This is a genomic window from Bdellovibrio sp. ZAP7 (assembly GCF_006874645.1).
GTDB lineage: Bacteria > Bdellovibrionota > Bdellovibrionia > Bdellovibrionales > Bdellovibrionaceae > Bdellovibrio.
In genome coordinates, this window is the sequence record NZ_CP030082.1 from 3,058,408 (window position 1) to 3,075,259 (window position 16,852).

At 45.8% G+C, this 16,852-nt stretch carries 16 protein-coding genes; 6 read left to right on the top strand and 10 right to left on the bottom strand.

The window, feature by feature from the left end; all coding sequences use genetic code 11:
- The first annotated feature begins 70 nt into the window (after positions 1-70).
- Complete coding sequence (locus DOM22_RS14710; protein WP_142701108.1) at positions 71-790, top strand: LPXTG cell wall anchor domain-containing protein; 720 nt, start codon at positions 71-73, stop codon at positions 788-790.
- A 78-nt stretch (positions 791-868) separates the two neighbouring features.
- Here DOM22_RS14710 and DOM22_RS14715 read toward each other — a convergent pair whose 3' ends face one another.
- The 3 genes from DOM22_RS14715 to fliL all read right to left on the bottom strand — a co-directional run bounded on the left by DOM22_RS14715 (position 869) and on the right by fliL (position 4,414).
- A complete protein-coding gene (locus tag DOM22_RS14715; RefSeq protein ID WP_142701109.1) occupies positions 869-2,299 on the bottom strand; it encodes a pitrilysin family protein in 1,431 nt (476 codons plus the stop codon).
- A complete protein-coding gene (locus DOM22_RS14720) occupies positions 2,292-3,704 on the bottom strand; it encodes a pitrilysin family protein (protein WP_142701110.1) in 1,413 nt (470 codons plus the stop codon). Before DOM22_RS14720 ends, DOM22_RS14715 begins: the two co-directional genes overlap by 8 nt.
- A gap of 200 nt (positions 3,705-3,904) precedes the next feature.
- Positions 3,905-4,414, bottom strand: a complete 510-nt coding sequence (fliL, locus tag DOM22_RS14725; RefSeq protein ID WP_142701111.1) for a flagellar basal body-associated protein FliL — start codon at positions 4,412-4,414, stop codon at positions 3,905-3,907.
- Positions 4,415-4,622: 208 nt separating this feature from the next.
- On the opposite strand from fliL, the gene DOM22_RS14730 reads away from it, so the two are divergent.
- Positions 4,623-5,585 (top strand): murein L,D-transpeptidase family protein, encoded by a 963-nt coding sequence (locus DOM22_RS14730; RefSeq protein WP_246845668.1) that lies wholly within the window; start codon positions 4,623-4,625, stop codon positions 5,583-5,585.
- Positions 5,586-5,601: 16 nt separating this feature from the next.
- Entirely contained in the window at positions 5,602-6,537 is a 936-nt protein-coding gene (locus DOM22_RS14735) for a hypothetical protein (protein WP_142701113.1), read from the top strand.
- Between the two features lie 78 nt (positions 6,538-6,615).
- Here DOM22_RS14735 and DOM22_RS14740 read toward each other — a convergent pair whose 3' ends face one another.
- The 6 genes from DOM22_RS14740 to DOM22_RS14765 form a co-directional block, all read right to left on the bottom strand.
- Complete coding sequence (locus tag DOM22_RS14740) at positions 6,616-7,290, bottom strand: hypothetical protein (RefSeq protein ID WP_142701114.1); 675 nt, start codon at positions 7,288-7,290, stop codon at positions 6,616-6,618.
- A 224-nt stretch (positions 7,291-7,514) separates the two neighbouring features.
- A complete protein-coding gene (locus DOM22_RS14745) occupies positions 7,515-7,703 on the bottom strand; it encodes a hypothetical protein (RefSeq protein WP_142701115.1) in 189 nt (62 codons plus the stop codon).
- A 242-nt stretch (positions 7,704-7,945) separates the two neighbouring features.
- On the bottom strand, positions 7,946-8,695 hold the full coding sequence (locus DOM22_RS14750; protein WP_142701116.1) for a rhomboid family intramembrane serine protease: 750 nt from the start codon (positions 8,693-8,695) through the stop codon (positions 7,946-7,948).
- Positions 8,692-9,321 (bottom strand): HIT domain-containing protein, encoded by a 630-nt coding sequence (locus DOM22_RS14755; protein ID WP_142701117.1) that lies wholly within the window; start codon positions 9,319-9,321, stop codon positions 8,692-8,694. Before DOM22_RS14755 ends, DOM22_RS14750 begins: the two co-directional genes overlap by 4 nt.
- Before the next feature lie 3 nt (positions 9,322-9,324).
- The gene (gene sppA, locus DOM22_RS14760; protein WP_246845669.1) at positions 9,325-10,320 is read right to left on the bottom strand and encodes a signal peptide peptidase SppA; all 996 of its coding nucleotides are present in this window, start codon (positions 10,318-10,320) and stop codon (positions 9,325-9,327) included.
- 149 nt (positions 10,321-10,469) lie between these two features.
- Entirely contained in the window at positions 10,470-12,272 is a 1,803-nt protein-coding gene (locus DOM22_RS14765; protein ID WP_210415635.1) for a 30S ribosomal protein S1, read from the bottom strand.
- Between the two features lie 254 nt (positions 12,273-12,526).
- Here DOM22_RS14765 and DOM22_RS14770 point away from each other — a divergent pair, with 254 nt between their 5' ends.
- Together DOM22_RS14770 and DOM22_RS14775 are read left to right on the top strand one after the other, a co-directional pair.
- A complete protein-coding gene (locus DOM22_RS14770) occupies positions 12,527-13,795 on the top strand; it encodes a hypothetical protein (protein WP_142701118.1) in 1,269 nt (422 codons plus the stop codon).
- Between the two features lie 153 nt (positions 13,796-13,948).
- On the top strand, positions 13,949-14,842 hold the full coding sequence (locus DOM22_RS14775; RefSeq protein WP_142701119.1) for an alpha/beta fold hydrolase: 894 nt from the start codon (positions 13,949-13,951) through the stop codon (positions 14,840-14,842).
- A gap of 32 nt (positions 14,843-14,874) precedes the next feature.
- On the opposite strand, the gene DOM22_RS14780 is transcribed toward DOM22_RS14775, so the two are convergent.
- Positions 14,875-15,588 (bottom strand): hypothetical protein, encoded by a 714-nt coding sequence (locus DOM22_RS14780; RefSeq protein WP_210415636.1) that lies wholly within the window; start codon positions 15,586-15,588, stop codon positions 14,875-14,877.
- Between the two features lie 202 nt (positions 15,589-15,790).
- Between DOM22_RS14780 and DOM22_RS14785 the strand changes: the two genes are divergently transcribed.
- Positions 15,791-16,672 (top strand): trypsin-like serine protease, encoded by an 882-nt coding sequence (locus DOM22_RS14785; protein WP_210415637.1) that lies wholly within the window; start codon positions 15,791-15,793, stop codon positions 16,670-16,672.
- Positions 16,673-16,852 lie beyond the last annotated feature (180 nt).

The window sequence follows — 16,852 nt, forward strand, 5'->3', positions numbered from 1 at the left end:
CTCCTTTGCGCTTTGATCCCAGCGGTTTTTGTTATTATACTTACAAACGTCTGCATCTGGAGGTTTCAGAATGAAGTTTCGCTCGTTAGCACCGCTGGCCATTATTCTACTCAGTTTTAGCGCCAATGCAAAAGTCTTCCGCAATGCTTATGTCTCTTTTGAACTTCCTGATACGTGGAAGTGCAATCTGGAACAAACGGAATGGGTTTGCCGTAGTGAGCAAACCAAAGAGTCCAAAGAAGCCATTATCATTTTGACGGCGAAAGAAGTGGGCCCCACTGACAGCTACCCACTTTATCAAGCACATTTGGACTCCCCGATTGCCGTAACCTTTAAGGGTGGTGGCGGAACGGTTTCAAAAGTCGTCTATAAAAGTAAGCAAGAAAACATCAACAGCCAGATGTGGGTTGATTCCTTGCACATGAATTCTGAAGTTCCAAACTACTTCACTCGCTATGTGGCAACGATCAAAAACAAAATCGCGATTCTGGTAACGTTCTCAGCTCACAAACAGTATTACACGAAGTACAGTCAAGACTTCTTTAAAGCCATCCAAAGCTTGCAAGTGATCGCATCTCCGACCTTGGGCAATGGCAACAACCCAAGCCAAGTACGCCCTGGAAGCGAAACTTTCGGTTACGGATCTGGTCAAGGTATGCCAGGTGATATGTACCAGGAACAAAGCACGGGCGGCAAAAGCAATAAAATGTTGATGCTACTGGGTGCCTTAGCTTTGGCAGTTTTGGGAGCTGTGATCTTTATCCGCTCTAAGAAAAATAAACGTAAATAGCTCAAAGCTTTAAAACGACAAAAAAAAGCCCACTCTTCGGAGTGGGCTTTTTTTTATCTCATTTATTTGGGTGAGATGTTATTTCGCCATTCTTACGATTTCAGGCTTGTAGTCCTTAAACTGCGGAATAATCGAATCATTTCCGTAAACAATAACTTTAAACTTTGTCGGATCCACGTGGCGTTTCATCGCGGCATTCGTGTCCTTTTGCTTAAGTTTGTTCACGTTGGAAATATAATCCGTCAAATAGTCATAAGAGATATTATAGTAATCCAAGACTAAAAGGTTATAGGCCAGTCGATCCGATGTTTCGATGGCTCTGGGGAACTGTCCTACCAACTGGTTGCGGGCAGCCACGGTTTCCTGTTCTGTGGCTCCACTCTCCACATAATCTTTCACCACTTTCAAAGTCTCATCCAAGGCTTTGGCGGCAGTTTCATTTTTCGTGAATGTCGAAATATCAAAACTTCCACGATCTTTTCGTGCGTCAAAACCTGAATAGATTGAATAAGTCAGACCCAGGTCATCGCGCACTTTTTGATTCAAGCGGCTACCAAAGCTTCCACCCAAAGATTCATTCGCCATACGCAGGGGAATAAAGTCATTATCCTTACGCTCAATTCCCACTTGCGATATGCGGATTTGCGTTTGCTGCAAACCTTTTTTAACGATTAGTTTCACTTTCAAATCATCAATGGCAGGAGCCGGGGCTGCCGTCAAAGCAGGAATGGTGCGCTTCGTCCACTTACCCATAGCCTCTTGAAGTTGTTTTTCAAATTCATCGTCGAACTGACCGACAACGGCCATCGTCGCATTGTTAGGACGATAGAAAGTCAGGTAGTGTTTGATAATGTCTTGCTTACGAAGAGCGCGCAAACCTTCTGGAGTTCCACTGGTGTCACGGCCATAGGGGTGATCACCGTAAAGGAACTTATCCATTTGCTCATCAGCAAAGGCTGACGGATTATCGACCTTTTTTTGCAAGCTTGCCAGAATTTGCGAACGCAGACGATTGATCTCGATGTCTTTGAATGCAGGATTCATCAGAACATCAGAAAATAACTGCAACAATTGCGTCGAGTTGCTGGTCAATGCATCCGCATAAACTGTCGTCACATCGTAACCGGGGCTGACATCTAAAGATGTACCCATTTGACCAAACTCATCAGCGATCTTCATCGCATCACGAGTCTGCGTGCCTTGTTCCAATAGATAGGCCGTCATGGCATTTAGGCCCGCCAGATCTTTCGGTTCTTGCATATTTCCGGTCTTAAATAAAACCGTCAAACTTAAGCGTGGCAGGCTGTTGTCACGAACATAAATGATTTTAAGTCCGTTTTCCAAAACCACTTCTTTAAAAGGCATTAGTTTAAAAGATCCCGCACTGCGAGGGGCAGAGTATCCCGCCGCCGGTTGTTCAGAGCCACCGGTTTTTGATTTCTTACCAGCACAGGAAGCCAAAGCCACACAAACGATTGGCAAAGTCAGGGTTTGAGCAAGTTTATTCATTTGCGGCACCTTTTTTCTGTTTCGGCTCTAGAACGATGATGGAGCGCTGAGTTTGGTTCGTGTATTTTTCGCTGACACGTTTGATATCATCCGCCGTCACGGCCTGATATTTTTCCATGTCTTTAAAAAGGTTGTCATAGCTGCCAGTTACGATTTCATTCACGGCCAAAGCGCGTGCTTTTCCATCCATGGTTTTCAAACTATCCACCAACTCTTTTATCACTTGAGTTTTGGCTTTTTGTAATTCCACGTCAGACACTTTGGTATTTCTGATTTTCCAAAGTTCGTTATAAATGATGTCCAGGGATTCTTTGTAATCCACTCCTGGCTTCATCATCACGCCTGTTGCATAAACTCCCGCTTCTTTCATTGCGTAGTTAAAGGCGTAGGTGGAAGTCGCCACTTGTTTTTGATAAACCAAGCGTTTATACAATCGAGACGATGTGCCATTCCCCAAAATATTTGCGGCTAAATCCAGCGCATACATATCAGGCTCCCCTTGAGCCGGACTTTGGAAAGCTACGATAAAGGAACTGTTTTGCACGTCCTTACGAACCACAGCGTTTTGTTGAACCGTCTGCGGTCTTTCCTTGGGATATTCACGGCGAGGAAGCGGCCGGTACTCTAAAGCACCATAGTATTTCTCGATCAAAGATTTAACTTTAGGAGTATCGAAGTCACCAACCAAAACCAGGATCGCGTTGTTCGGTACATAGTAAGTGTTATAGAAGAAACGCAGCTTTTCGCTGTCGTATTTTTCAATGTCTTTCATATAACCAATGACTGGCCAGTGATATGCATTGGTTTTAAATACCGTGCCCATCATCGTTTCACGCACAACTCCCATCGGGTTGTTATCGACGCGCCAACGACGCTCCTCCATCACGACTTGTTTTTCACTTTTCAGATCTTCCGGCTTTAAAGCCAACGCACTCATGCGATCAACTTCCATATCCATCACCAGCTCCAATTTGTCGCTTGGTAGATTTTGATAAAAACCCGTGTAATCGTTTGTCGTAAAGGCGTTATTAGAAATACCGTTTTCATGAAAAATGCGATCGAAAGCTTTGCCATCGTATTTCTTGGCACCTTTGAACATCATATGCTCAAGCATGTGGGCTGCGCCCGTTACTCCCGGCGTTTCATCACGAGATCCCACGCGGTACCATGTGTGATAACTCACCATCGGAACTGAATGGTCTTCCACCAACAACACCGTCAGTCCATTTTTCAATTGGAACTTTGTGACCGGAAGACTGAGTTTTAAACCTTCATTGCCTGTCCATCCTTTGATAGCGCCAATGACTTCTGGTTTTGCGGGTTGGATTGGAGTGGGATCGACGGCATGTGCAGAGCTCGTAAAAATACAGGCCCCGGCCACAAGCAAAGTAGAAATCCGTTTCATAACTGCTTCTTTCCTTGGAGTAATTTCTGTCGATTTAAGTTTGGGCTGGTCGCAACGGGATGACAACAATTTGCAGTGCTTTAAGACTTAAGACAGCACCGACCTTCGCCAAGGCTTTGCCCGCCAGGCCTTTGTGGCAGGATAGAAAAAAAAAAGGCCCCGATCTCTCAGAGCCTTTTTTGAAAATATGCAGAGGCAGATTATTGAACGACAAAGTCAGAAAAAAACACGTCCTTCACGACACCCTTATGAAGGATGCCATTTACTTCCATGGCGATCTTGTCTTTAAGGAACAATTTGCCTTGGATACTTTCGAGGTCAGTAAAGCCCTCTTCATTCAGGATACGAACGATTTTATCACGCGCCTTGGCGCGATTTTCCGGCTCCATGACTTCTTCGAAACCATCTTTACCCAACATCTGAAGATTCACCTCCAGACGGATCGTTCTTTTGGGTTCGCCTTCCAAATTCACCGTGAATTTGTCCATAGTGAACACCATTGGGGCCAATTCAGTTTCCCCAGTAGACGCCAATTCCCTTTGAGCAGATTCCTCGCTGATAACAGGGCTTTCCCACCCTATAGTCGAGGCAAATACCATATAAGCGCCGCCACCCATAACTGCCAAATTGATCACTGCAAACAGGATTTGCAGAATCATACCTGTGTTCTTGGGTTTTGCTGGAGCTTGTCCCTGTTGACTCTCTGCCATGTAAACCTCTCACTTCCTTAAAGCTATCGGTGTAACAGTCCTAGGTCTTAACAGTGGAGACTTCAAATTTTCTTAAGGGATTTCCGATATTTCGTCTAACGTTTAGACAATTTCATTCTGAGGCTTGACAAAAATCACCAATCTTCCGAAATAATATATTATGAGAATTTTGCTCTCGGGATCCTTAATATTATTATCGTGTTTGCCTGTGAAGGCGGAATCTGTATCATCTGCACCGTCTCAACTTGAGGCGACCGATTTGCTGCCAGCACCGCTGCTACAGATCTCAGAGACAGAGGCTTTCTCTAAATTCGTTTTTTTGGTCGACAAAGAAAAACGCAAATTGTCTGTTTTCGAACGCAATGGCGAACAAATCAAAAAAGTTGAAGAGTTCCCTGCTGATATCGGTAAAAACGGCGGCAATAAAACTAAGCGTGACGATGCCAGAACTCCTGAAGGCATCTACTTCCTGGAAAAGCGCCTGACTCAGCCAGAAATTCCATTCAACCTTTATGGTGGCTTAGCATTCACAACGAACTATCCAAATCTATTCGATAAGCGCGAAAACAAAACAGGTTCTGGCATCTGGCTTCATGCGATCCCCGACACTGTGCCATTGACTCGCGGTTCTCGTGGTTGTGTGGTTGTTCGTAATGAAGTTATCAAAAAACTTGCGGACTACGTTAAATTGAACGAAACACCGATCTTGATTTTCGACCATGTTAGCTATGTTCAAAAAGACGAGCACGAAAAGCGCCGCGTGGCTTTGAACAGCTTCATCGAAGGTTGGAGACAATCTTGGGAAGCCCAAGATATCGATAAGTATATGAGCTACTATGATGCTGACTTTAAAGCTCCAGGTTTTAACTTCACATCTTGGAAAGCCCACAAGTCGAACTTGAAAAAACAATACGAGTTCATCAAAGTTCACCTTTCCCAACCTTATATCGTGGCTCACAACGAACAATTGTTGGTGAAAACGCTGCAACGCTATGAATCTGACAAGCATATCGACTATGGTGTGAAAACGATCTATGCGGTGAAATCAGGCGACACTTATAAAATCATTCGCGAAGAATGGGCACCGTTTAATTCTAAAGCTGTGACTTCTGCGATTGCTCGCGAGAACTCCATGACAGCTCAAGCTGGCAACATCCAGCAAACTCAGTAATCTTAAGGGGCGATAAATGACGAAAAAATCGCCCTCCGCCGTTGCGACTTCGCACGTCCAAGACTTTCTTGCAGACTTAAAACTCCTTTCAAATCTTCCAACTTCCAAAAAATTTCAAAAGATCACCTTGGACGAATACCCCTTGGATGCACAGCTATTGCATTCAAGCGCCTTGTATCGCGCCAGCCGTGAAATGTATTTGGAATTAGGCGGCGTGTTCGAAGCCAAAGTCTGCTCGACGATGCGTTCCCTGAGCGCTCAAGACTTGTTTGCTGATGTAATTCAATACTCCCCGTCCTGGTCCGAACTTTTGTGGTTCCGAGATCACTCTGAAGAACTGGCAGATCCTGACAAGGAATTGGAAGCCTTGGGCCGCTTTAATGAAATCTCCCTGTATCATGAACAAAACCACCGCGTGCTGTGGCGCCTGCTGCCACCAGCACCGAAAGACGCCACAGGATTTCGCCGCTATTTGAATTTTGCGGAAAGCTTGGTGGTCGTTCTGGATCTCGCTTTAGGGGACGAACTCGGCAAAAAACTTTCTCCGATTTACGAAGATCTGAAAGTGATTTATCGCTCTGGTGGAGAGCACACCTATCATACCAAAGATCTTGCCAGCTATCGCAAGTATTTGCTGGCGATGGTGTGCGCGACTTATTGTACGTTGGAACTGGTCAATCCCGAAGACATCGTCAAAGTGGTCGATTATGTTTTCCCAGGACAAAAGAAAATGAACAAGGACGCCACCGCACGCAGCTTGGAAATCAATGAGCTGTTTACTCGCGTAACCAATCCACAGTGGCAGGAACGTTACTGGCAGGAAGCGCAAAAGAAGCTGGCGAAAATTCACAAGCCTTCCAAGGAAGATGTCTTTGAGCTCGCCTCTGATCCCTTGGATTTGGAAGCGGAATTCCAGCTCGCCTTAAGAGTTTTTGAGTACTACGGTCTTTAAAAAACAAAAAAGCAGCCCTTTGAGAGGCTGCTTTTTTTTCAATTTCTCACAGCCTTATTGGCTGACATATTCACGGCCTTACTGGCCGATAAACTTTTTGCAATCAGCAACATTATTGAATGTCTCAGTGCCTGTTTGCACAGAACCGTTGTTCATATTCAAGTTCAACGCAACATACGGATTACGTCCGTCTGCATCTCTGGACACACACATAACGATATTGTTATTGCGATCTGGTCTTAGAGTTCTCAAAGTTTCCATGCAGTCTGCTTTGTTCATCACAGTTTTTGAAATGCGCGCAGCTTGACCACCGTTCAAGATAGCGAGCAAAGTCGGCTCGCGGCCGTCATTGTCACGAGAAGTACAGATCAAACCTTTGTAGCCGATATAACGGATTGAATTCATCGCTTGTTCACAGCCAGGCAAAGTATCGTAAGTGATCTGCAAACGAGTCACGTTGATGCCTTCACGGATTGCCAATGTATAGGGAGCGCGGCCATCGTTATCACGAGATACGCAAGTATAACGAGAATCACCGCCGCCACCTGGGCCTTCAAGATCGCCATCTAAAACGCGACGGATAGAATCCAAGCTCTTGTTGATTTGTTCTCTTTGAGATTGAGACAACTCGTGACCACGGTAACGCAGCTCCATCGCAATACGATCTGCCTTTTCCGCAATACGATCGCCGGGAGCAGCCACGGCAGCAACTGAAAGCAAACAACCCATAACTAATACTGAAAGTGATTTCATAAAGCACATCCTTTAATGAATTAAAAACTATTATGCTGAGAGGGGCTTTATCACGTTTTGTGCCAAGCGGATCGGAGCCGAAGTGGCTCTATTTGGCTTTAAACTGTTGCAAGGACTGCAACAGGAAGAATTTATCCGCGTGACCACGGATTTGTCGGTCAAAAAGAAATAAAAAAAGCAGCCTTAAGGGGCTGCTTTTCAGATTCAAACTTGTCGGAAAAATCTTAGTGAGATTCTTCGTTAGAAGTTGAAGATTTACCGTCGATTGTGAATTTCTCAACGTTGTGAGCAAGATCCGGAAGCTGTTCAAGGTGCTTTTGCAATTCATCCTTTTTAAGCTCACCAGAGTTAACCTTAGCTTCAGTCATTCTAGTATCCCATTTAAGATTTTTGTTAGCTTCAGCCAAAGACATTGCATGCTCCTTTAGAAATTTATAATCGCCATCTTTTATATCCAACTGCCCTAATCTTGTCCAGCCCCAAAGCCAAAGTTGAAATCCCTCCCCAGAACGAAGTCAAAGACACTAGAAGGGTCTAAAGGCGCCGAATGCGCGGCGGAGGGGTTGGGCCGTACCGGAGGCGTACTGCTCGTACGTCGGAGGGGAGGCCCAACCCCGACAACAAAGCAGTCGGCGGCTTTAGGGCCTTCGGGTTCCTAGTTCCAATACTTTGGAGGTTTGTCGTTCTTCTTCTCGTTATCTACGACCAATCTCAAGTTTCGGCCCTTGTTTTTAGCCTTTTTCTTGAAGTCTTGGCGTACGAACCACGCTTTGATCTGCAACGTAATGAAACCGGCTGCAATACCGCCCAAATGTGCTAGGTAGGCCACTTCCCCGCCAGTGACGCCAGATGTCATCATGGAGGCAAATTGAACCAAGCCCATCAAGGCCACGAACCACTTGTTCTTCATCGGGAAGAGCATAAAGAAGTAAACGATACGCTCACCAAAGATAATCCCTTGAGCCAGCAAAAGACCAAAGATCGCACCCGAAGCGCCCACCACTGGAACGATCAAGCCCGTCTCTGAACCCGTCGCCAAAGCCCAACCCCAAACACCCACGCAATACAGAATCGCAGCACCGATGCCCGAAGCGAAATAATAAGTCAGGAAGAACTTTGTACCCCAACGCTGCTCAAGCTCGGCACCAAAAAACCAAAGCATCAGCATGTTGAACAGAATGTGCGTCACTTGCAAAGAGTGCACGAACATATATGTAAAGAGCTGCCAAATCTCGAAATTGAAAAGTACTTTACCAGGGTAAAGTGCCAAATAAGGCGTAATAGGAATTTTAGCAAATCCCTCCACCATTACTTGCAGAAGGAACCAAATCGCCACATTGATGATCAGCAACCACTTCACCGCAGGAGTCATGGGAGCTGTTTGAAAACTTACGCCTCTATTCATATCTTTTTAAAATACTCCAAAAACTTCTCATAGGTCTGCTCGAGACTTTCAACCAAGACCTTGGTCTCAGCAATCAAAGGAAAGAAATTAAGATCCCCCGCCCAACGCGGAATCATATGATAGTGAAGATGCTCGGGAATCCCCGCACCCGCCACCGCCCCGTGATTAAGTCCCAGGTTAATCCCACCTGGATCATAAATCGAGTTGATCGCTGCCATCGTGTGACGAATCGTGTTTTGCACGTCCGCATACTCGGCATCACTGAGTTTTAACAAGTCACCGCAGTGACGAAGAGGCAAAACCAGAACATGACCACTGTTGTAAGGAAACTTATTAAGAACAACCATTGAGTGTTTTGATTTGTAGACACACAAGGTATCGAATGAAGCTTCGTGTTTCGCGGCATTACAGAAAACGCAACCCTCAGGTTTGATCAACTTACGCACGTACTTCATACGATCCGGACGGAAAAGAACGTCTCTTTCCATAGGCCAAACGTTTTGATTGATACAAATCGCAGCTTTTTCAGCGGAAGAGCTTGGCTTCGTGGCTGATTTTTTGGCTGCCGATTTTTTCGGTGCTGCCGTTTTTACGGAGGATTTTTTAAGCGCTTTCTTTTTTGCCATCAACTACTCCCAGTAGCCTGGCATCATGTACAAAGGCTGGTTCAAGTATTTTGCACGAAGCAAATACTTCACCGCGCCCTCAACATTCACGCCTGGGGTAATGCCGGCAGCAACCGCCGCTTTACCTTTCAGAAGGTCTGCATAGTCACCCAGGGAGTTCATATCGTCTTCCGATTCTTTTTCGCCGAAATCAAAGATGCTCATTTTCTTTTTAGGAACTTCAAAGACGTCGTAGTCTTTACCAAGTTTCGCCATGTCTGCTGCAAGCTTAATAGCGTCATCCAAGAAACCTTCTTGATCCGCAAAACCCGTTTTCACGGCAAAGGCACCTGTGAACACACGGCCATCCGCATACTCAGATACAACTTCATCTTTTAGCTTACGTTCTTTCGCAACCGTTCCTTTGAACTGCGCATAAACTTCGTTGATCATGTTTTGGAAAAGCTCTTTTTCATCAGCGCGCATGCCGCGGTACTCAGCACCGGAATCTTTAAATTTTCCAGATGTGATGGAGTAGCGAGAAACCTTTGCCCAATCATAAAGCTTTTCAAGATTTGCGAATTCCATAATCACACCGATAGATCCCACAAGCGCCCCTGGAGCCACGACGATCTTATCGCAGGCAACAGCGGAATAGTAAGCACCGGAAGCCATCACTCCCGTTGTCACGCAGACGACGGGCTTTTTAAGTTCTTCACGAACTTGCTTGATGTGGTGATAGATCTCTTGAGAAGGACCCACAGATCCCCCCGGAGAATTAATGTTGATTACGATCGCTTTCACGCGATTGTCGTCAGAATATTTTTTTAGATTTTTCAGGAAACGTTTGCCGTTCAGGATCACGCCATTCATTTCAAGTTGCAGGATCGTGTTCTTAGCAGTTAGCTTTTTTTCTTGCTCACCGAACATACCGGATCCGGCCTTAAGGACTGCGCCGATACCGATGAAAACCAAAATAATGATGATAAGTTTTTTGAAGAAACCGGACTTCTGCGCCACGCTGCTGACTCCTGCTGAAATAAAAAAAGGGGAACCTTGGTAGGCTCCCCTTTTTCGACATTTCAGTCAATTACGCCAAGCGTCTGATACACTCCGGCTCACGCCGGAGTAGCCTCCTACACTCCAGCTCACGCCAGAGTGTTATTCGACTATTGCTTGCCGTCAGTCTTCATAGTTTTCAACTGTTCAGCGAACAAGTCACCGAAAGTTGATTTAGAAGTTGCTGTTGCTTTCTTAACATAGTCATCAACGTCAGCTTTTGACTCACGAAGTTTAACTAGTTTAGCAGACAAACCGATCTTACGAGCGTCTTTGTCGATAGAGATAACTTCAGCTTTTACAGATTGACCTGGCTTAATGAAGTCTTCAACAGAGTTGATTTTGTCTGTTGTAAGTTCAGAAATGTGGATCAAACCTTCGATATCAGACTCAAGCTCAACGAAAGCACCAAAATCAGCTGTTTTAGTTACTTTAACGTCGTGTTGTGTACCGATAGCGTATTTGTTCTCGATGTTAGCCCAAGGATCAGATTCAAGTTGTTTGATGCCCAAAGAGAATCTTTCGTTCTCGATGTCTACACCTAGAACAACTGCGCGTACTTTAGCACCTTTAGCGAACATTTCGCTTGGGTGATTTACACGTTTAGTCCAAGAGAAGTCAGAGATGTGAACTAGGCCGTCAATACCTTCTTCGATGCCGATGAAGATACCGAAGTCAGTAACAGATTTAACTTCGCCTTCGATGATTGTACCTGGAGCGTAAGACTCTTTAAGTTCAATCCAAGGATTTTGTTGAAGCTGTTTCATGCCCAAAGAAATGCGGCGGTTTTCAGTGTCAACTTCAAGAACTACTACTTCTACTTCGTCACCAACGTTAACGATTTGAGAAGGGTGTTTTACACGTTTAGTCCAAGACATTTCAGAAACGTGGATTAGGCCTTCAATGCCTTCGCCAAGTTCAATGAATGCACCGTATTCTGCCAAAGAAACAACTTTACCTTTAAGCTTAGTGCCTGCTGGGTAAGAAGCTTTAACAGTTTCCCAAGGATCGTTGTGCAACTGTTTCATGCCCAAAGATACGCGTTCTTTTTCTTTGTCGTATTTAAGAACTTTAACTTGGATTTCGTCGCCAACGTTCAACATTTCAGAAGGGTGTTTTACACGGCCCCATGACATGTCTGTGATGTGCAACAAACCGTCCATGCCACCAAGGTCGATGAACGCACCGTAGTCAGTGATATTTTTAACGATACCAGTAACAACAGAACCTTCTGCCATAGTGTCAAGAGTTTGTGAACGCAAGCTGTCGCGTTCTTCTTCAAGAAGCGCACGGCGAGAAAGAACGATGTTGCCACGCTTTTTGTTGAATTTGATAACTTTGAATTTGAACTTTTTGCCCAAGTAAACGTCCATGTTGCGAACCGGACGTAGATCAATTTGAGATCCAGGCAAGAATGCTTTAACGCCGATATCAACGCTCAAGCCGCCTTTAACTTTAGCAACAACAGTACCTTCGATAACTTCTTCGTTTTCTGCTGCTTTAGAGATATCAGTCCATGCACGTAGCATGTCTGCTTTATCTTTAGAAAGAACGATCATACCGTTTTCGTTTTCGATACGGTCGATAAGAACTTCTACTTTGTCTCCAGCTTTTACTTCACGAACGCCGTCAACAATACGGAATTCATTGATAGCAATCAAACCTTCAGACTTGTAGTTGATGTCCACTAGAACGTAGTCAGATTGAACTTCTACTACTGTACCAGTAACAACGTCGCCAACTTTGAAATCTTGCTCTTTCATGGACGCTTCGAATAGAGAATCGAATTCGCCTTTGTCAGACTTTTTTGCACCATAGATGCCAGGATTAGCAGCGACTTTAGAATCTTCTGCATCCAAGAAAGCTAGCACTTTCTGTTTTTCAAGTTCGGCCTTGTTAAGTTGTTTTGTCATATCGTTTTTTAAATACCTCCACGTAGTAAAGCCTCGAGGACCTTACCCGTACCTTTCTTCGCTCTTTGGCGAACCAATGGTGTAGCGAGCTAAGGGGGCGGAAGTCAAAGGTTTTGCGCGGTTCGTTAGCCTTTTCAAAGTGGTGACAATTGTAAGCTAACAGAAGCCTATTCGTACCCCGTGATTTCCCTTCCTAACTCGAACATATTTGATTTGAGAGCTTGGGAGGCCCGGTGCGAGCGATTTATATTCTTTTGTTAGTTTCTTTGGCGGGAACGTATTGTTTCGCAGGACCCCAATATAGAACCCAAATTTCCTCGGCCCTGCGGTTTATTGAGCACTATCAAACCACGGGGGAGGAGGGTTACGACCCCGGCCAATGGGTGGCGCGAGTCACTTCATACCTGCCCTCGAATGTCGGTGTTGGGAAATTTAATCACCCCTATGAGGAGCCCACCGCCTTTGTCGCGGCCTCCGTCGCCAATGTTTTGGCGGAGATTTATTTTCTGGCTCCCGAGTACGACGCCATTCCGCCGATGATTGAAAAAACCGTGGCGGGATTTTCAAATTATTATTGGGATCAGCTTTTTAATTTTTATCCGCCAACAACCTACCGCGGGGTGAAAGTTCGCCAACCGCGCTACATGTATCTTGCTCCCCGCTTTAAGGGTTTCGCAAACATTCCACCAGATGCGGATACGACTTCGATTTCATATTCCACTTTGCAGTACCTGCATAAAATTCATCGGGACGAACACAGTTATCAACCCTTACCAGATTCCGTGATGGATGCTTTTTCCAGGGCACGAGATCTGAATCGCAAGCCGCACATCTACAACGCGGGCCAGGGACAGAAAAATACCGGCGCGTTTTTGACCTGGCTTTGGGACGACATGGACCCCAAGATGCCGCGCAATCTTTTTGCTCGCCCAAATAATGGGACTCGAGTGCCATTCAATCGTAATGATGTGGACTGTGTGGTGAATGCGAATGTTTTAAAAATGCTGACCATGGCGAAACGAACCGATGGACCGGGATACCAGGCGGCCTGCAATCACTTAAACCGCATGGCGATCAAAAAAGATTTCTTTTACTGTGGAATGTATTATCCCAGTCGCTATGTTCTGCCCTACACCATGGCGGAAATCATTCACCAGGGTGGAAGTTGCCTGGAGCCTTCGCGCGACAACCTGATTGCGTTTCTTTTAAAAAAACAAAAACGCAATGGCGGCTGGAAGAATAAATACCTGAGCCGCCCTGATCGCATTCAGTCCACGGCCTGGGCGTTAAGTGCTTTGGCGCAACTGGGGGATCCCGAAAATCCACAGCATCGTGAAGCGGTCCGCGATGGAGCTGATTTTTTGGCCGGTATGAGCACCAAGGACAGCAATGGCTTCGTGTACTGGCCGGGTGAGGTTTACTTTGCAGCGACTTTTGTAGCTCGTTATCCGGTCGTGTGGAGGTCCTCCGCCTACACCACCGCTGTCGCTGCCAAGGCGTTGTTACTTGCTGAGCGCTTCTAGACGAATGACTTCATATCGCCCAGAGGGTTTTGCGTTCTTACAGGAGGTCTTTCTGCATTTTCTCAGGCGCGCGCCAATTGCATGATCTTATTCATTCCTGCTGTTAACCTTGAGATGTGACTCACAACAGTTCTCCTTGGGAAAGGATATTCTATGAGTTCCTCTTTCTTCACTGTTTCCGACGGCACAAAAATTTTTTATAAAGATTGGGGCCAGGGACAACCGGTTCTCTTCTCTCACGGCTGGCCACTGACAGCCGACGCCTGGGATGGTCAAATGCTCGCTTTGTTGAACGAGGGCTATCGCGTGATTGCGCATGATCGCCGTGGGCATGGCCGATCTTCGCAGACCTTTGAGGGCAATACAATGGATCAATATGCTGACGATTTGGCAGAGCTGATTGATCACCTGGATTTGCAGGAGCTGATTCTGGTGGGACATTCCACCGGTGGTGGCGAGGTGGCACGCTATATTGGACGCCATGGCTCCACTCGCGTGGCAAAGGCTGTACTTGTCGGAGCTGTACCTCCCCTGATGTTAAAAACGCCGCAGAACCCTGAGGGGCTTCCTATTGAAGTCTTCGACGATATTCGTAAGGGTGTGACTGACAACCGCTCGCAGTTTTTTATGGATCTTTCTAAAAAATTTTATGGCTTTAATCGAATGATGCATAAAACGGTGGATGGCACCTGTGATTCCTTTTGGCTGCAGGGAATGATGGGCGGAATCAAGGCGGAGTATGATTGCATCGAGCAATTTTCCGAAACGGATTTCACCGAAGATCTAAAAAAAATGGACATCCCTACTTTACTGATTCACGGGAGCGATGATCAGATCGTTCCAATTATTGCCTCCAGCATCGAGGCCGTAAAGTTCATACCCAATGCAGAACTTAAAGTCTACGAAGGCGCGCCCCATGGACTTCCACAAACTCACGCGGAAAAATTCAATGCCGATCTATTGGAGTTTTTCGGGGCAGAATCTAAAATCACTGCGGGCCGAAACAAAGGCCGCTTAAGTGAGCAGATCAGTTCCCAACATCATTAGAGTTAAGGGGCCATTGTGACAGGATGGCCTTTTTATTTGAATACTGACTTACAAAGACCCGCTTTGGGATTATAGACAACCGGGAAGTCATGAATTTTTCGGAAAAAGCGAACAGTCGAAACTTCTTGCGCAATGGGCGCACGCTCTGCTCTGACATCAGGCCCACCCATCTTCATCAAGTCTTTTAAACGATAGCCGTTGAATAATTCATTATAAGCATCAACAACCCACTCGACCCCGTTCAGTTTTACAACCGTCACCGCGTGGTCTTCGACGTACTGATGAAAAGCATGCACTCTTGCCGCACTCACATAGGCGAAATCATTTTGGATGCCCGCGGCCTTTAAAGCAAAATGCAGAATCAAAGCATGTTCGCGGCACACACCCGCGCTGCATAAGGCGTACTCACTTAAAGGAATGTCTTCGTTGGCCAGACGGTATTTTTTTAAAAGTCTGCGATAGTAGGGATTTTTATAGTCGGTATAGGAGAAGACTTCGCCACGAATGATTTCCACCACCATGCCCACGCGATCCCAATACTCCAAATTCATTTCACGAAGGCTGGCAGCCTTTTCCATGATTTGTTTTAGGGGTGCACTTTCCAAATCGATTTTATAGTCAGGCTGGATTCCGCCCTGACGTTGCGACCCTTCGATATAGGCGCCATCTGCGATATCGACCAGGCCACCTTTGATGGCGATATAATCAGAGGGATCCTGGGGACCTGCCTGACTGACTGAAGCCATTAACCCAAAGAGCACAGCATAGCCGATTATCGCTCTGCACGTGAATACCGCGTCGACAACCTTTGCCCATAGGAATCGTTTTAAAATCCAGCTTCTGATCATACGAGCAAATATAGCAATTCACAGGCCATCATTCTGGAGTCACCAGATTGAATTAAATTCCTCCGGTGTTTGAGATCTAGTCATATTTGAGTCCTCTGAAGTGTCTCATCTTGAAGGTATCGTTTTATACAAGGCCCGCGTATTGCTTAGTGCTCATTCCATGAAAAAAACAATTATCTCTTCCGTAAATCTTTTTGTTGGATTGGCCATTCTTAGTGGCTGCACTATTTCAAATGAAGCCCGTGATAAACTTGAGGGCCAATGTTTGCCCGGCGTTGTGGGTGGTTCTGTCACCGCAAAATCGGATCCCCTTTCTAAGAAAGTCGTCATGTTGATCGGATCTCGCTATAATGAAAAAGGCGAGGAAGAAAGCTCTGTCTGTACGGGGACACCCATCACAGAAGACGTAATTTTGACAGCGGCTCATTGTGTAAAAGGCAACGTGCGTATGGCTGCGGTTTTTGCGAATGATATGAACTGCTCCTCAGGCTTTAGAGCTTCCAGAGACAGCATCGTTGCAAGTTCATTTGAGTATGATCACTCTTTCGTGGAGTCGTATTCAGGTTTTTACAACGATGTGGGTTTGGTACGCCTGAAATCCAAAATTCCATCTGACTATGTAATCAGTGAGCTGTATGCGGGTGCCGAGCTGAGCTCTGACGACGTCACGCTGGTAGGATTCGGAAAAACTTCCGAATCAAAAAGTGATTCGATGACTCTTCGCTCAAAAACAAAAAGCTTCAAAAACGACATCACGGTGTCATCGGACCGTGTGACGATTGAACAGAGCGAAGGCGGCCTTTGCCAAGGCGATTCTGGTGGACCTATCTTTGTAGAAGTGAATGGTGAAAAGCAGGTCATTGGCGTGACTTCCTATGTGTCTAATCGCTATGAATCCAATATCTGCCATGGCAAGGCCGTCGGCATGTTATCTACATCGATTCTTCCCTGGATTGCGAAGACTCTGCCAACTCTTAAGTAAATCTGTCTGTCTCAATTTGAGAAAAACCGCGGGTGCTCACTGAGTTGACACCCCGGTGACAATCCTCCGATTCCTCCAAAGCAGTTACCAAATGGGATGAGGTCATTGTGGGTTAACGTTTTGAAAACACTTCGAAGTTTCACAATGCCAACTGCGCCTGGTCCTTGCACTCCCTCTTGG

Bases quoted from the DNA above. Each gene is read 5' to 3' on its own strand.
- DOM22_RS14750 (WP_142701116.1), bottom strand. From the start codon at position 8,695: ATGAATAGAGGCGTAAGTTTTCAAACAGCTCCCATGACTCCTGCGGTG.
- DOM22_RS14755 (WP_142701117.1), bottom strand. From the start codon at position 9,321: ATGGCAAAAAAGAAAGCGCTTAAAAAATCCTCCGTAAAAACGGCAGCA.
- DOM22_RS14780 (WP_210415636.1), bottom strand. From the start codon at position 15,588: ATGGCTTCAGTCAGTCAGGCAGGTCCCCAGGATCCCTCTGATTATATC.
- DOM22_RS14740 (WP_142701114.1), bottom strand. From the start codon at position 7,290: ATGAAATCACTTTCAGTATTAGTTATGGGTTGTTTGCTTTCAGTTGCT.
- DOM22_RS14715 (WP_142701109.1), bottom strand. From the start codon at position 2,299: ATGAATAAACTTGCTCAAACCCTGACTTTGCCAATCGTTTGTGTGGCT.
- DOM22_RS14720 (WP_142701110.1), bottom strand. From the start codon at position 3,704: ATGAAACGGATTTCTACTTTGCTTGTGGCCGGGGCCTGTATTTTTACG.
- DOM22_RS14745 (WP_142701115.1), bottom strand. From the start codon at position 7,703: ATGTCTTTGGCTGAAGCTAACAAAAATCTTAAATGGGATACTAGAATG.
- DOM22_RS14710 (WP_142701108.1), top strand. From the start codon at position 71: ATGAAGTTTCGCTCGTTAGCACCGCTGGCCATTATTCTACTCAGTTTT.
- DOM22_RS14735 (WP_142701113.1), top strand. From the start codon at position 5,602: ATGACGAAAAAATCGCCCTCCGCCGTTGCGACTTCGCACGTCCAAGAC.
- DOM22_RS14765 (WP_210415635.1), bottom strand. From the start codon at position 12,272: ATGACAAAACAACTTAACAAGGCCGAACTTGAAAAACAGAAAGTGCTA.
- fliL (WP_142701111.1), bottom strand. From the start codon at position 4,414: ATGGCAGAGAGTCAACAGGGACAAGCTCCAGCAAAACCCAAGAACACA.
- DOM22_RS14775 (WP_142701119.1), top strand. From the start codon at position 13,949: ATGAGTTCCTCTTTCTTCACTGTTTCCGACGGCACAAAAATTTTTTAT.